General features: G+C 70.2%; 12 protein-coding genes. 5 read left to right on the plus strand and 7 right to left on the minus strand.

The window, feature by feature from the left end; translation table 11 throughout:
• Positions 1–9: 9 nt before the first annotated feature.
• The 4 genes from SLW56_RS01400 to prmB form a co-directional block, all read right to left on the minus strand.
• Positions 10–1,035: an aspartate-semialdehyde dehydrogenase gene (locus SLW56_RS01400; protein ID WP_320694251.1), complete on the minus strand. Its 1,026-nt coding sequence runs from the start codon at positions 1,033–1,035 to the stop codon at positions 10–12.
• Between the two features lie 100 nt (positions 1,036–1,135).
• Positions 1,136–2,170, minus strand: coding sequence for a D-glycerate dehydrogenase (locus SLW56_RS01405; RefSeq protein ID WP_320694252.1), 1,035 nt, complete (start codon positions 2,168–2,170; stop codon positions 1,136–1,138).
• Positions 2,163–3,266, minus strand: coding sequence for a chorismate synthase (aroC, locus tag SLW56_RS01410; protein ID WP_267093790.1), 1,104 nt, complete (start codon positions 3,264–3,266; stop codon positions 2,163–2,165). The genes SLW56_RS01405 and aroC overlap by 8 nt, the downstream gene beginning before the upstream one ends.
• 10 nt (positions 3,267–3,276) lie before the next feature.
• Positions 3,277–4,203 carry a 50S ribosomal protein L3 N(5)-glutamine methyltransferase gene (gene prmB / locus SLW56_RS01415; RefSeq protein WP_148827806.1) on the minus strand — a complete coding sequence of 309 codons (927 nt, stop codon included), beginning with the start codon at positions 4,201–4,203 and terminating at the stop codon, positions 3,277–3,279.
• 79 nt (positions 4,204–4,282) lie between these two features.
• Between prmB and SLW56_RS01420 the strand changes: the two genes are divergently transcribed.
• Both SLW56_RS01420 and asd read left to right on the plus strand, forming a co-directional pair.
• A complete protein-coding gene (locus tag SLW56_RS01420; protein ID WP_010340523.1) occupies positions 4,283–4,933 on the plus strand; it encodes an SCO family protein in 651 nt (216 codons plus the stop codon).
• The gene (asd, locus tag SLW56_RS01425) at positions 4,930–5,775 is read left to right on the plus strand and encodes an archaetidylserine decarboxylase (protein ID WP_267093789.1); all 846 of its coding nucleotides are present in this window, start codon (positions 4,930–4,932) and stop codon (positions 5,773–5,775) included. Before SLW56_RS01420 ends, asd begins: the two co-directional genes overlap by 4 nt.
• Positions 5,776–6,453: 678 nt before the next feature.
• On the opposite strand, the gene SLW56_RS01430 is transcribed toward asd, so the two are convergent.
• Complete coding sequence (locus tag SLW56_RS01430; RefSeq protein ID WP_152236088.1) at positions 6,454–8,052, minus strand: transglycosylase SLT domain-containing protein; 1,599 nt, start codon at positions 8,050–8,052, stop codon at positions 6,454–6,456.
• A 319-nt stretch (positions 8,053–8,371) separates the two neighbouring features.
• Between SLW56_RS01430 and SLW56_RS01435 the strand changes: the two genes are divergently transcribed.
• On the plus strand, positions 8,372–9,877 hold the full coding sequence (locus SLW56_RS01435; RefSeq protein ID WP_267093787.1) for a DUF853 domain-containing protein: 1,506 nt from the start codon (positions 8,372–8,374) through the stop codon (positions 9,875–9,877).
• A gap of 58 nt (positions 9,878–9,935) precedes the next feature.
• Positions 9,936–10,388, plus strand: a complete 453-nt coding sequence (locus SLW56_RS01440) for a GFA family protein (protein ID WP_295926825.1) — start codon at positions 9,936–9,938, stop codon at positions 10,386–10,388.
• Positions 10,389–10,517: 129 nt separating this feature from the next.
• On the opposite strand, the gene nudK is transcribed toward SLW56_RS01440, so the two are convergent.
• Positions 10,518–11,120 carry a GDP-mannose pyrophosphatase NudK gene (gene nudK / locus SLW56_RS01445; RefSeq protein ID WP_267100168.1) on the minus strand — a complete coding sequence of 201 codons (603 nt, stop codon included), beginning with the start codon at positions 11,118–11,120 and terminating at the stop codon, positions 10,518–10,520.
• Between the two features lie 249 nt (positions 11,121–11,369).
• Between nudK and SLW56_RS01450 the strand changes: the two genes are divergently transcribed.
• Positions 11,370–12,650 carry a hypothetical protein gene (locus tag SLW56_RS01450; RefSeq protein WP_152236090.1) on the plus strand — a complete coding sequence of 427 codons (1,281 nt, stop codon included), beginning with the start codon at positions 11,370–11,372 and terminating at the stop codon, positions 12,648–12,650.
• Between the two features lie 61 nt (positions 12,651–12,711).
• On the opposite strand, the gene SLW56_RS01455 is transcribed toward SLW56_RS01450, so the two are convergent.
• Positions 12,712–14,151: a rhomboid family intramembrane serine protease gene (locus SLW56_RS01455; protein WP_267121131.1), complete on the minus strand. Its 1,440-nt coding sequence runs from the start codon at positions 14,149–14,151 to the stop codon at positions 12,712–12,714.
• Positions 14,152–14,193: the final 42 nt, after the last annotated feature.

A 14,193-nucleotide genomic window follows, 5' to 3' on the forward strand; every position in this document is an offset into this window, starting at 1 on the left:
TCCCGAATCTCAGCCCTCCAGGGCAACCAGCTCGGCCAGCTGCACCGCATTGAGCGCAGCGCCCTTGCGGATGTTGTCGGCCACCACCCACAGATTGAGGCCGCGCGGGTGCGAGAAGTCCTCGCGGATGCGGCCGACGAACACCGGGTCCTTGCCGGAGGCATGGGTCACCGGGGTCGGATAGCCGCCGGCCTTGTGCTCGTCGACCACTTCCACGCCCGGAGCCTGACCCAGCAGCGCGCGCGCCTGCTCGACGGTGATCTTGCGTTTGGTCTCGATGTTGACCGCTTCGGAATGGCCGAAGAACACCGGCACGCGCACCGCGGTGGGGTTCACCAGGATGCTGCTGTCCTCGAGGATCTTCTGCGTCTCCCACACCAGCTTCATCTCTTCCTTGGTGTAGCCGTTGGGCTGGAAGTCGTCGATGTGCGGGATCAGATTGAAGGCGATCTGCGCCTGGAACTTCTGCGGCTCGATGTCCTGGAACGCCAGCAACTGCGCGGTCTGCTTGCCCAGCTCCTCCATGCCCGAGCGGCCGGCGCCGGACACCGACTGGTAGGTGGCCACGTTGATGCGCTCGATGCCGTATTCCTTGTGGATCGGCGCCAACACCGGCATCAGCTGCATGGTCGAGCAGTTGGGGTTGGCGACGATGCCGCGCGGACGGTGCTTCAGCGCGTGCGGATTGACCTCCGACACCACCAGCGGCACGTCGTCGTCGTAGCGGAAGGTCGAGGAGTTGTCGATCACCACCGCGCCGGCCGCGGCGAACTTCGGTGCGTATTCCTTGGAGATGCCGCCGCCGGCCGAAAACAGCGCGATGTCCACGCCGCTCGGGTCGAACGTGGCCAGGTCGAGCACGGTGACCTTGTGGCCGTTGAACTCGACCTGGCCGCCGGCCGAGCGCTCGGAGGCCAGCGGGTACAGCGTGGCGACGGGGAAATCGCGCTCGGCGAGGATGCTCAGCATGGTTTCGCCGACGGCACCGGTGGCGCCGACGACGGCGACGTTGAAACGACGGGTTGCATTGCTCATGGAAGATTCGATCCGCAGAAAAAGAAGGGGAGGAACAGCCGCACTGCCACGTGGATTCGGGGAACCTGCCGTGCGCGTCGCGCGCGGCGCCGCAGGCTCCCTATCGTTTTTTGTCCGCAATCGCCCGCGCGCCGCCGGCCGCGGCAATCGCGTCCAGGTTCAGCGCGTTGGGCGGGCGCCCGGCGTCGGCGCCGATGCCCAGCGCGGCAAGCAGGTTGTCCACCGCCAGCGACACCATTGCGCGGCGCGTGGCCACGCTGGCGCTGCCGATATGCGGGGTCAGCACCACGTTGCGCAGCGCCAGCAGCTCCGGACGGATCGCCGGCTCGCCTTCGAACACGTCGAGCCCGGCCGCGGCCAGGCGCCCGTTGGCCAGCGCGTCGGCCAGTGCGATTTCATCGACCAGGCCGCCGCGGGCGATGTTCACCAGCGTCGCGGTCGGCCGCATCTTCGCCAGCGCGGCGGCGTCGACGATGTGATGCGACTGCGCGCTGTACGGCAGCACCAGCAGCAAGTGGTCGGCGCGCGCTAGCAGGTCGTCGAAGCCGACGTACTCGGCGCGATGCGCGCGCTCCACCTCGGCCGGCAGGCGGCTGCGGTTGTGGTACAGCACGCGCATCGAGAAGCCGGCGGCGCGGCGCGCGATGGCCTGGCCGATGCGGCCCATGCCGAGGATGCCGAGGGTGCTGCCGTGGACATCGGCGCCGAGCATGGTCTGGAACGACCACTGCTGCCACTGCCCCGCGCGCAGCCAGCGCTCGGCCTCGCCGACGCGGCGCGCGGCGGCCATCAGCAGGGCGAAGCCGAGATCGGCGGTGGTCTCGGTGAGCACGTCAGGGGTGTTGGTGGCGACGATGCCGGCCGCGCTGAGCGCGCCCAGGTCCAGATTGTTGTAGCCGACGCCGACATTGGCGATGGCGCGCAGCCGCGGCGCGCCGGCGATCTCGGCGGCGCCGATGCGTTCGTTGAGGGTGACCAGGGCGCCGTCCAGCGGCGCCAGCGCCGCGGCCAGGTCCTGCGGCGAATACCTGGTCACGTCCGCGGTGGTGGTCAGCGCGCAATACTCGCCCAGCCGTGCGACGACGTCGTCGAACAGCGGCTGGCTGACCCACACCCGCGGCCGCGACTCAGCCATCGCCACCGCCGGGGATGCGCGGCGTGATCGTGCCGACGTCGCCGCATTGCGCGCGGTGGCGCAGCGCCTGGTCCATCAGCACCAGCGCCATCATCGCCTCGGCGATCGGGGTGGCGCGGATGCCGACGCAGGGGTCGTGGCGGCCGGTGGTGATCACGTCCACCGCCTGCCCGTCCACATCCACCGTGGCGCCGGGCAGGCGCAGGCTGGAGGTGGGCTTGAACGCCACCGAGACGACGACCGGCTGGCCGGTGGCGATGCCGCCGAGCACGCCGCCGGCGTGGTTGGACTGGAAGCCGTCCGGCGCGATCAGGTCGCGGTGCTCGGTGCCCTTCTGGGTCACCGCGGCGAAACCGTCGCCGATCTCCACGCCCTTGACCGCGTTGATGCTCATCATCGCCGCGGCCAGTTCGCCGTCGAGCTTGCCGTAGATCGGCTCGCCCCAGCCCGCCGGCACGCCGTCGGCGACCACGGTCACCCGCGCGCCGATCGAATCGCCGGACTTGCGCAGCGCATCCATGTACGCCTCCAGCTCCGGCACCTGCGGCGCATGCGGCCAGAAGAACGCGTTGTCCTCCACCGCGTCCCAGGCGAAGCCCTGCGGCAGCAGCGGCCCGAGCTGCGACAGGTAGCCGCGCACGCGCACGCCGTAGCGCTGCGCCAGCCACTTCTTGGCGATCACGCCGGCGGCCACGCGCATGGTGGTCTCGCGCGCCGACGAGCGCCCGCCGCCACGCGGATCGCGGATGCCGTACTTCTGCCAATAGCTGTAGTCGGCATGGCCGGGGCGGAACTGCCGGGCGATGTCGGTGTAGTCCTTGCTGCGCTGGTCGGTGTTGCGGATCAGCAGGCCGATCGGAGTGCCGGTGGTGCGGCCCTCATAGACCCCGGACAGGATCTCGATAGCATCGGCTTCGCGTCGCGCCGAGGTGTGCCGGCTCTTGCCGGTGGCGCGGCGCTGCAGGTCGTGGGCGAATTCGCTGGCGTCCAGTTCCAGCCCCGGGGGGCAGCCATCGACCACGCAGCCGATCGCCGGCCCGTGCGATTCTCCGAAGGTGGTGACGGTCAGCAGCTTGCCGAAACTGTTCGCGCTCATGTCGCTTGCGTCACCGGTCCGCGGCCAGCGCGGCGATGCGCGCGTGGTGCGCGATCAATTCGCTGCGCTCCACCGCGAAGATGCCCATCTGCCCGACCTTGAACTCGACCCAGGCGAAGTCCACTTCCGGCAGCAACTGCGCCAGCGCGCGTTCGGATTCGCCGACCTCGCAGATCAGCAGCCCGTCCTCGCTCAGGTGCGCCGGCGCGTCGCGCAGGATCTTCAGCGCCAGGTCCAGCCCGTCGTCGCCCGCGCGCAGGCCCAGCTCCGGCTCGTGCGCGTATTCCGGCGGCAGCGCGTCGGTCTCGGCGTGGGTGACGTAGGGCGGATTGGTGACGATCAGTTCGTAGCGGCGCCCGCCCAGCCCGGCGAACAGGTCGGACTTGACCAGTTCGACGTTGTCGGCCAGCAGCCGCTCCTTGTTCTCGGCGGCCAGGCTCAGCGCGTCGTCGCTGATGTCGACCGCGTCCACCTGCCAGTTCGGGTTGTAGTGGGCCATGGCGATGGCGATGCAGCCCGAGCCGGTGCACAGGTCCAGCGCGCGCTCCACCGGGCGTCCGGCCAGCCACGGCTCGAAGCCGGCCTCGATCAGTTCGGCGATCGGCGAGCGCGGCACTAGCGCGCGCGCATCGCTCTTGAAGCTGAGCCCGGCGAACCAGGCCTCGCCGGTGAGGTAGGCGGCGGGGATGCGCTCGGCGATGCGGCGCTCGAACAGCGCCAGCACCTGCGCCTTCTCCGGCGTGGTGACCCGCGCGCTGCCGTAGGCCGGGCCGAGGTCGTGCGGCAGGTGCAGCGCGTGCAGCACCAGTTGCGTGGCCTCGTCCAGGGCGTTGTCGTAGCTGTGGCCGAAGCTCAGCCCGGCGGCGTTGAAACGGCTGGTGCCGTAGCGGATCAGGTCGATGATCGTGTGGAGTTCGGCGGCCGCGTCGGCAGTCATGGCAACAGGCAAGGCAATTCGGCCCCCGATTATAGAGGCCCGGCCGCTATGATGAGCGTTCGTTGCATGGGAAATCAGTATGTTCAACCGCACCTTCGGCATCGTCCTGGTGGTTGCCCTGGCCGCCGGCCTGGGGCTGCTGCTGGCCCAGAAGTACTTCGGCGGCAGCGCCGCCCCGGCCTGGCCGGAGACCCGCACGGTGCGCATGTACCCGCAGCCGCGGCCCCTGCCCGACTTCCACCTGCGCCAGACCGACGGCACGCCGCTGGTGCCGGGCGAGCTCAAGGGCCACTGGACCCTGGTGTTCCTGGGCTTCACCGCCTGCCCGGACGTGTGCCCGACCACCCTGGCCGACCTGGCGCGCGCGCAGAAGCAATGGGAGACCTTGCCGGACACGCTGCGCCCGCGCGTGCTGTTCGTCTCGGTCGACCCGCAGCGCGACACCCTGCCGCGGCTGGGCGAGTACGCCCACGCCTTCCACAAGGACACCATCGCCGCCACCGCCGACGTGCCCGAGCTGGAGCGCTTCGCCACCGCGCTGGGCTTCGTGTTCCAGAAGGTGCCCGGCAAGCATTACGCCGAGAACCCGAACGACTACAGCATGGACCACTCCGCCGCGATCGCGGTGCTCGACCCGCAGGGCCGCCAGGCCGGGCTGATCCGCCCGCCGTTCGATGCCGCCGCGATCGCCGCCGACCTGCAGGCCCTGACCAAGGCCACCGCCCCATGAGCCTGACCACCCGCCTGACCTACGTGCTGCCGCACCGGCTGCTGTCCTCGCTGGCGCGGCGCCTGGCCTATTCGTCGCGGCCCGGGCTCAAGCAGTGGCTGATCGACACGGTGGTACGCCGCTTCGGCGTGGACCTGAGCGAGGCCGCGCAACCGGACGCGACCGCTTACCCGACCTTCAATGCCTTCTTCACCCGCGCACTGAAGCCGGGCGCGCGCGTCGCCGATCCCGATCCGCAGGCGCTGCTGATGCCGGCCGACGGCCGCATCAGCCAGCTCGGCCGGATCGAGGACGGACGCATCTTCCAGGCCAAGGGGCAGTCGTTCACCGCCGCCGAACTGCTCGGCGACGACGCCGCCGCGGCCCCGTTCGCCAATGGCCTGTATGCCACCGTGTACCTGTCGCCGCGCGACTACCACCGCGTGCACATGCCCTGGACCGGCACCCTGCGCGAAACCGTGCACGTGCCGGGGCGGCTGTTCAGCGTCGGCACCGACGCGGTGCGCACCGTGCCGCGCCTGTTCGCGCGCAACGAGCGCCTGGTCTGCCATTTCGACACCGACTTCGGCCCGATGGTCTCGGTGATGGTCGGCGCGCTGCTGGTGTCCGGCGTGGAAACGGTGTGGAGCGGCGTGGAGATCCCGCGCTACGCCGACCGCATCACCCGCAAGGACTGGCGCGGCAAGGGGATTACCCTGCAGCGGTTCGAGGAGATGGCGCGCTTCAACTACGGCTCCACGGTGATCGTGCTGCTGCCGCCCGGCGTGGCCGCGTTCGACCCGACGCTGAAGGCGGAATCGCCGGTGCGGCTGGGGCAGGCACTGGCGCGGCTGGTGCGCTGAGGTGCGCAGGCCGCGCTGCGGCCCTTTGTGTAGAGACACCCTTGTGGGAGGGACTTCAGTCCCGACGCGCTGGCGGTGAGAGAACCCGGGCTTGCAATGGGTAGATGAAAAGCCACACGCGCCAGCACTGCGGCCGCCGTACCCTCATCCGGCGCTACGCGCCACCTTCCCCCGAAAAGGGGCCATGGTCCCGAGGGGAGAAGGGATGGGGATCGCGCTTGGATCTCGCGGTCGACGTTCATGCCAGCGACCCGCGAGATGCAATGGCCCCACTGTGGGAGGGACTTCAGTCCCGACGCATGGAAGGTGACAGACCACCAACCCGCAATGGATGACCGAAAAGCCGCACACACAACACCGCGGCAGCCGCACCCTCATCCGGCGCTTACGCGCCACCTTCCCCCGAAAAGGGGGCCATGGTCCCAGGGGAGAAGGGATGGGCCGCGCTCGGGTCTCGCGGCCGGAGCTTCAGCTAGCGACCCGCGAGATACAACGGCACACACTGTGGGAGGGAATTCAGTCCCGACGCATGGACGGTGACAGACGGTCCGTCCGCGATGGATGACCGAAAAGCCACGCGCCCAACACTGCGGCAGCCGCACCCTCATCCGGCGCTGCGCGCCACCTTCCCCCGAAAAGGGGGCCATGGTCCCGGAGGGAGAAGGGAGCGACAGCGCCCTACTTCTCGCAGCCCACCAGCTTCAGCGACTGCCCCGGCTTCAGCGCATAACCCGGCGCACGCAAGCCATTCGCCTTGGCCAGCTCCTTCAGATCGCAGTCGTGGCGGTCGGAAATCCGGCCCAGGGTGTCGCCCTTGGCCACGCGGTAGTTGCGCACCTGCTTCTGCTTGGGCTTGGCCGGCGCGGGACGGCCGGTGGCCACCGTGGTCGGCACGCCGGCGACCGGGCTGACGTCGCCCACCGCGACATTGCCGGTAAGGTCGGCGGCCGGCGCCGGGCTGCCGCTGCGCACGGCGGAGGTGACGTCGGCGGTGATCAGCGCGCGCGCCAGGTCGGCGCGTGGGCCGCTGACGCAGTAGCGGTTGTACAGGCCGACGATCTTGGTGGTGGCGTTGATGGTCACCCCGGCTGGGATCCAGCCGTCCGGCTCGTAGCGCGGGTTGAGGTTGCGCAGCGCGCGCATGTAGCCGTCCCGGGTACCGTCGCTGCCCAGGCAGATGGTCAGTTCGTAGATGGTGGTGGACTTGGCCAGGCGCAGCGTGGCCGGCTGCGCATTGATCTTGGGGAAGGCCACGCCGTACTGCTGCGGGTGCAGGAAGATCCACGCCGCGGCGATCACCATCGGCACGTAGTCCTTGGTCTCGGCCGGGAACTGGTTGTACACCGACGCGTCCCAGAAACTGCGGCCGGGCATCTGGTTGAACACGCGCGCGGCGCGGCCTTCGCCGCCGTTGTAGCCGGCCAGCGCCAGTTCGACGCTGCGATTGAGTTCGGCCATGCGCTCGTTGATGTAGACCGCGCTGGCCTCGGCGGCGCTGCGCGCGTCGTAGCGGGTGTCGAAGCCGGTACCGTCCGGGCCAAGGCCGAAGCGGCGCCCGGTGGCCGGCATGAACTGCATCAGCCCGGCGGCGCCCACCCGCGAATTGGCGTGCACGCGGCCGTTGGATTCCTTGGCGATGATGCCGAACAGCAGCGCTTCCGGCAGGCCGCGCTTCTCCCATTCCGGCCACATGACCGCGCGCAGGTTCTGGTAGTTCTCGTAGCTGCTCATCAGTGCCGGCCGCATGTCGGTGAGCCAGCGGCGGATGCCGGCCTGCACCGCCGGGTTGTACTCCACCATCGAATCGAAGGCGTGGCGCTTGTCGTTGAGCAGGCGCGCCGCACGCGCGGCTTCCGGCACATCGGCGGCGAGCGGACTGATGTGGTCGGGGTCGGCCTGCAGCGGCGCCGAGTCGTCGGCGGCGGCATCGGTGTCGCTGGCCTGGCCCTGCGCGTCGGCCTTGGCTTTCAGCAGGCGCTTGTACGCCCCCAGATAGGTGCCCACCTCGCAGCCGCGCTGCTTGATGCAGGCCTGGATCACGTCCTCGATGTCCTCCAGCGCGGCGTCGCTTTCCTGGGTGCCCTTGGGGTCGCTGTTGCCGACCAGCACCAGGGCGTCGTTGTAGCGCTTCTCGGCGGCGGCCAGGCGCTGGTCGAGGACGGCGATGGCGGCCTGGTCGCGGGCGGACACGCGGGCTTGGGCGGCAGGAGCGGTGCAGGTCAGCGCCACGGCAGCCGCGACGGGCCACGCGTGGGTGAAGCGGAACGGAAGGGGCATGGTGGGACGCGGCGACGGAAAGGCCGCAGGGTAGCCCCCGCCGTCGCATCGCGGCAAGGTCGCGGCGGCCAGGGTCCGGCCCGCGGCGGGGCCAGGGTTCATCGCTGGCGGCCATCCCGCACCGCAACACAACTACCGCGCGCTGGCTCCCGCGCCACCGATGTCGTCCGCCACGCGGTGCCGCACCCGCGAACGACCACACCTCGCAAAGACCGCGGTTGGCCGGGAGTGCCGGCAGTTGCAGGCCGGCGCAGCGCGGCACGCGTTCGGCCATGCCGCGTACGTTCTAGAATCCGGGCATCTCATTGCGGACCCCGATATGGACCCGATCCTGCTAGGCAAAGGCGTGACCGACGACATCGCGGTGCTGCTGCAACCGCGCCTGGGCAACCGCCACGGCCTGGTCGCCGGCGCCACCGGCACCGGCAAGACCGTGACCCTGATGACGCTGGCCGAAGGCTTTTCGCGCATCGGCGTGCCGGTGTTCCTGGCCGACGTCAAGGGCGACGTGGCCGGCCTGGCAATGCCCGGCGACGGCAGCGAGAAGGTGCTGCAGCGCGCCCGGGAGATCGGCGTGGCCGACTACGCCCCCGCGGCCAATCCGGTGCTGTTCTGGGATCTGTACGGCAAGCTCGGCCATCCGGTCCGCACCACCGTCAGCGAGATGGGCCCCACCCTGCTGGCGCGCGTGCTGGAACTCAACGACACCCAGGCCGGCGTGCTCGACATCGTGTTCAAGCTGGCCGACGACCGCGGCCTGCTGCTGCTCGACCTGGACGACCTGCGCGCGCTGCTGGCGCTGGTGGTGGAAGAGCGCAAGGACATCTCCACCGAGTACGGCCTGGTCAGCGCGCAGTCGGTGGCGGCGATCCAGCGTGCGCTGCTGCGCCTGGCCCAGGACGGCGGCGAAGGCTTCTTCGGCGAGCCGGCGCTGGACCTGGCCGAGCTGATGCGGGTCGACCACGACGGTCGCGGCGTGATCGGCATCCTCGCCGCCGCGCAACTGGTGCTCAAGCCGCGGCTGTACTCGACCTTCCTGCTGTGGCTGCTGTCGGAACTGTTCGAGCGGCTGCCGGAAGTGGGCGACCTGGACAAGCCGAAACTGGTGTTCGTGTTCGACGAGGCGCACCTGCTGTTCGACGATGCGCCGCCGGCGCTGGTGCAGCGCATCGAGCAGGTGGTGCGGCTGATCCGCTCCAAGGGCGTGGGCGTGTACTTCTGCTCGCAGTTCCCGGACGACGTGCCCGACAGCATCCTCGGCCAGCTCGGCAACCGCGTGCAGCACGCGCTGCGCGCCTACACGCCGCGCGATCAGAAGGCGGTGCGCACCGCCGCCGAAACCTTCGTGGCCAATCCCAAGCTGGACGTGGCCAAGGCCATCTCCCAGCTCGGCACCGGCGAGGCGCTGGTGTCCACGCTGCAGGACAAGGGCGTGCCGGCACCGGTGCAGCAGACCCTGATCGCCCCGCCGCGCTGCCGCATGGGCGCGATCACCGACGCCGAGCGCGCGCAGGTGCGCGCCGGCAGCCCGGTCGGCACGCGCTACGACACGCCGGTCAATCGCGAATCGGCGGCGGAACTGCTGGCGCGCCGGGTCGAGCAGAGCGCCGACCACAGCGCCGCGCCGCCGGCGCGCACCCGCGAACAGGACGAAGCGCAGGACAGCGGCTTCGGCCAGGCGGTCAAGGACGCGGTGTTCGGCACCAAGCGCCGCCAGGGCATGCTCGAGGCGATGGCCAAGCAGACCTCGCGCACCATCGGCAACCGCATCGGCCAGCAGATCGTGCGCGGCATCTTCGGCAGTATCTTCGGCGGCAAGCGCTGAGCGCGGCCGACGCCAAAGGAAGCTCCAGCATGGACAGGAACGCGATGAGCGCCTTTCAATGATGTCGCGGCAAGACAAGCCGACAACGCTCCAGGGAAGCTGCCACTGCGGCTGCCTGACCGTCGCGTTCTCGACGGATCAACCGGCCGAGGACATCCGTCCGCGCGCCTGCGACTGCAGCTTCTGCCAGAAGCATGGTGCGGGATACGTTTCCGATCCCGCCGGCACGCTGCGACTGACGGCCACGCATGCCGAGGCCGTGCATCGTTATCGCCAGGGTGCGGAGGCCGCGCAATTCCAGCTGTGCCGCCAGTGCGGGGTGCTGGTCGCGGTCACGTTCGAGCATCAGGGGCGGCTTTACGGTGCCGTCAATGCCGGCTGTCTGAACAAGACGCCGGCGTTGGGGGCCGCAGCACCGGTGTCCCCACAATGGCTGGACGCCGAGGCAAAAATGGCCCGATGGCGGCAGGCGTGGGTGCCGGACGTGCAATGGGTCATCGCTGACACCTGAGCATGCCTGCCGCACACCGTCGTCACCAGCGATCGACAGGCGCAGCGTTCAGAACGCTGGATGCGCTGTTAGGCGCGGCCTTCGATCCTGGCGATGCCACCCGCAGAGACAAGAACCGATAAAGCTACGCTAGGCCAGCAAACCGTGCAGCTTGGCGTACTGCAGCAGCATGATGGTCTTGGCGTCGGCGATCTCGCCGGTGTCGATCATCGCCAGCGCCGCATCGAGCGCCAGCTCCAGCACTTCGATCTCTTCGCCCTCGGCGGCCACGCCACCGCCGGTACCGACCTTGTCGCGATCGACATACTCGCCCACGAAGAAGTACAGCCGCTCGGTCACCGAACCCGGACTCATGAACGCCTCGAACACCTTGCGCACGTTCTCGATCCGGTAGCCGGTCTCCTCTTCGGTCTCCTTGCGGATGCAGGTCTCCGGATCGTGGCGATCAAGCAGGCCGGCGCAGGCCTCGATCAGCATGCCGTCGGGGTTGCCGTTGAGCAGGGTCGGCAGACGGAACTGGCGGGTCAGCATCACCGTGCGCTTGGCGCGGCTGTACAGCAGGATGGTCGCGCCGTTGCCGCGGTCGTAGGCCTCGCGCGTGAGCGCCTGCCAGCTGCCGTCGTGGCGCTGGAAATCGAAGCTGACCTTGCGCAGCACGTACCAGTTGTCCGACAGCACTTCGATGTTGGTGACGCGCACGCGCGGGTTGCCGGAAACGAACGAAGGGTCCAAGCGAAACTCCAAGGGACAAGGGACACGGCAGGCCGCAGGCGCGGCACCCGCCACACCTCTGCCGCCGTTCGACCGGGCAGTGTAGCCAGCACGCACCCCTGCGCGCCGGCACGGGGTGCGCTTTGCGCAACCGACCACACTCCCTCGGTGCCGCCGTCCGCATTGCGCTGCCGCCCCCCAGCCAGGCGCCCGATTGCGTGCGCCGCAGCCGACCCGCACAATCGTCACACTTCGTAGACAGGGGGCGTCATGGAAGACCGTCGTCGCGCGGGCGCGAGCCGCGTACACCGCAGCACACCCGAACCGTTCTGGGCGCGCACCCGCGCCATCGCGCTGTATCCGCTGCGCGGCGGCGCGCTGTACGCGCTGATCGCGCTGACCCTGTGCAGCCTGCTGGGCATGCTGCCCGGCATCGGCTGGATCCTGGGCATCGTCACCACCCTGGCCATCTACAAGTACGCCTTCGAGATCCTGCGGCACACCGCCGATGGCTACCTGGACGCGCCGGAACGTGGCTTCGACATCGGCGACGGCGTGGTGCTGCGGCTGCTGGCGATGATGATCCTGCTCGGCGTGGCGGTGTTCGCCGCGCTGCTGCTGACCGGGCCGGTCGGCGGCCTGCTGATGCTGCTGGCGGTGGTGCTGCTGCAGCCGGGCATCCTGATTTCCCTGGCGATGGACGGCAGCCTGCGCCGCGCGCTGAACCCGGCGGTGTCGATCGGCCTGGCGCTGCGCATCGGCTGGCCGTACCTTGCCGCGTTCGGCCTGCTGTTCGTGATCCAGGCGAGCGCGCTGGGTGCCGCCGCCTGGCTGCAGCGCGTCCTGCCGCCACTGGTCGCCGACCTGGCGGTCACCGTGGTGACGATCTGGGGCCTGTTCGCCGCCTTCCACCTGATGGGCTATCTGGTCTACCAGTATCACGCCGTGCTGGGCTACGAACCTGCCGCCGACGCCGCGAGCGGCTTCACCCGCCACGACCCGGACCAGCGCGTACTCGACGAGGCCGAACAGCTGGTACGCGACGGCCATACCGACGACGCGCTGCAGGTGCTGCGCAGCGAAGTGCGCACCCGCGCGGTGAGCCTGGGCGTGCACGAGCTGTACCAGCGTCTGCTGCGCGGCAGTGCGCGCCAGGACGAACGCCGCGAGCACACCCGCCAGTACATCCACCGGCTGCTGCAGGAGAAGCAGGAACGGCGGGCACTGGCCCTGCAGCGCGAGGCGCTGGATGCCGATCCCGACTTCGTGCCGCTGCTGCCGGAACAGGCCACGCTGCTGGCCGAACGCGCGCAGCTAGCCGGCCAGTTCCGGCTCGCCGCCGACGGCCTGCAGGCCGCGCTGCATGCCTGGCCGAAGGCACCGGAACACAGCACCTGGTCGCTGCAGGCCGCCCTGCTGCTGGCCGAACGCTTCGGCGAGGACGCGCAGGCGCGCGGCCTGCTGGAACACGCGCTGAGCCGCTGCGACGACGAGGTGCAACGCGGCAAGCTGCAGGCGGCGTTGCGCGCGGTGACGATCGCGCCGGTCTAGCGCGCGTCGCGCACGGTGCGGGGCGCACCAACATGCCCCGCTTCGGTACCGGGCCGCGCCCTCACGCATTGGCGAGCAGGAACCGCGCCTTGTCCGCCTGCGGCAGATCCGGATACCGCGCGACCAGCGCCTCCAGCACGCGCCGCCACTCCGTTGTAGCCTGGCGTTCGCCGTGGCCCAGCGCCAGCCGGAACCAGGCCTGCGCCTGCTGCTCGCGTGGCGAGACCGCATCCTGCGCCAGCAGCGTCTCGGCCTCGACCAGCATTCCCAGCGCCATCCAACGCACGAACAACGCCGCACGCATCGGTGCATCCAGATCGCCGGCCGCGTGCAGCACTCCCGCCTGCTGCCGCGCTTCCTGGGCTGATGCCGCCGACAGGCGCAACAGCTCCAGCGCCCGTGCCCGCGCTGTCGCGGCCTGGCCGGCATTGGCGGCCAGGCGGTAGCGCGCCAGTGCCACATCGAAGCGCTGCGGCGCCTCCGCCGCCAACGCGTCCAGCAATGCGCCGGCCTGGACGTGCTCCATCCGCCCCAGATGCGCCTGCGCACGCTCCCAGCGGTCATCGGCCGGCGCCCCGCCATCGTCGCGCAGGAAGGCCTCGCGCGTCTGCCCGGTTGCCACCAGCACGGCACCGAGCAGCGCGCCGACCATCAGTCCGCCGGCATGCGCGTCGAAGCCGATGCCGGCATCGCCGTTGTACAGCAGGTTGTACAGCTCCCAGCCCAGCCACAGCGGCAACAGCACGATGGCCGGCGCACGCACGTAGTCGAACAGCACCGCCACCCAATAGAAGAAGCGCACCGGACGCCGTCCCCACACCACGCAGAACGCGCCCATCAGCGCGGCGATGGCACCGGACGCGCCAAGGCCCGCCCCTGCCTCGCCCCAGCGCCAGCACAGGCTGGCCGCGCTGGCGCCGAACGCACCGAGCAGGTACACCGCCAGGAACCGCCAGCCGCCGATCGCGCCTTCCAGCAGCGTGCCCAGCGCCAGCAGGAACAGCATGTTGCCGAGCAGGTGCATGGCGTCGGCATGCAGGAACGCGGCGCTGAGCATGCGCGCCGGCGCCCATTCCGAGCTGCGCTGCACATGGCGCAGGGTGAACACGCGCTGCAGCAGCGCGTCGTAATGCGCGCGCAGCGGCGTCCACGCCCGCTGTGCACCGGCATCGGCGAAGGCGCTGCCGTCGCGCATGGCCTGCACGAAGCGCACGTCGTGCACGGTGGCGGCGCCGACGAAGGCCGGCCGCTCCGCCGCCGGTACCTGCTGCAGTTGCGCCAACGCCTCGCGCTGACCGCTGCGTTCCAGATGGCGCGCGTAGGCCGGCGCTTCCAGCGCACCGAGACCGGAGTCCAGGTAGTAGCGCTGCGCCTGCCGCAGCGGCGCCGCGTCGTGGCGCTGCCAGCCCGCGTACACCGCGATGTTGAGCAGGATCAGCAGCAGCGTGACCACCGGAAAATTGTCCCGCGACAGCGGCTTGTGCAGCGGCAGGATCAACATCGAAGAACGTCCATGTGCGGGGCGGCGCCAGCTTCGGCCATC

It is taken from the genome of Xanthomonas sp. LF07-6 (assembly GCF_034105445.1).
In the GTDB taxonomy this organism is placed as follows: domain Bacteria; phylum Pseudomonadota; class Gammaproteobacteria; order Xanthomonadales; family Xanthomonadaceae; genus Xanthomonas_A; species Xanthomonas_A sontii.

Excerpts from the sequence above, each read along its gene's own strand:
- prmB (WP_148827806.1), bottom strand. The coding sequence starts at position 4,203 with ATGACTGCCGACGCGGCCGCCGAACTCCACACGATCATCGACCTGATC.
- SLW56_RS01440 (WP_295926825.1), top strand. The coding sequence starts at position 9,936 with ATGATGTCGCGGCAAGACAAGCCGACAACGCTCCAGGGAAGCTGCCAC.
- SLW56_RS01455 (WP_267121131.1), bottom strand. The coding sequence starts at position 14,151 with ATGTTGATCCTGCCGCTGCACAAGCCGCTGTCGCGGGACAATTTTCCG.
- SLW56_RS01435 (WP_267093787.1), top strand. The coding sequence starts at position 8,372 with ATGGACCCGATCCTGCTAGGCAAAGGCGTGACCGACGACATCGCGGTG.
- SLW56_RS01430 (WP_152236088.1), bottom strand. The coding sequence starts at position 8,052 with ATGCCCCTTCCGTTCCGCTTCACCCACGCGTGGCCCGTCGCGGCTGCC.
- SLW56_RS01400 (WP_320694251.1), bottom strand. The coding sequence starts at position 1,035 with ATGAGCAATGCAACCCGTCGTTTCAACGTCGCCGTCGTCGGCGCCACC.
- SLW56_RS01405 (WP_320694252.1), bottom strand. The coding sequence starts at position 2,170 with ATGGCTGAGTCGCGGCCGCGGGTGTGGGTCAGCCAGCCGCTGTTCGAC.
- SLW56_RS01420 (WP_010340523.1), top strand. The coding sequence starts at position 4,283 with ATGTTCAACCGCACCTTCGGCATCGTCCTGGTGGTTGCCCTGGCCGCC.
- aroC (WP_267093790.1), bottom strand. The coding sequence starts at position 3,266 with ATGAGCGCGAACAGTTTCGGCAAGCTGCTGACCGTCACCACCTTCGGA.
- SLW56_RS01450 (WP_152236090.1), top strand. The coding sequence starts at position 11,370 with ATGGAAGACCGTCGTCGCGCGGGCGCGAGCCGCGTACACCGCAGCACA.
- asd (WP_267093789.1), top strand. The coding sequence starts at position 4,930 with ATGAGCCTGACCACCCGCCTGACCTACGTGCTGCCGCACCGGCTGCTG.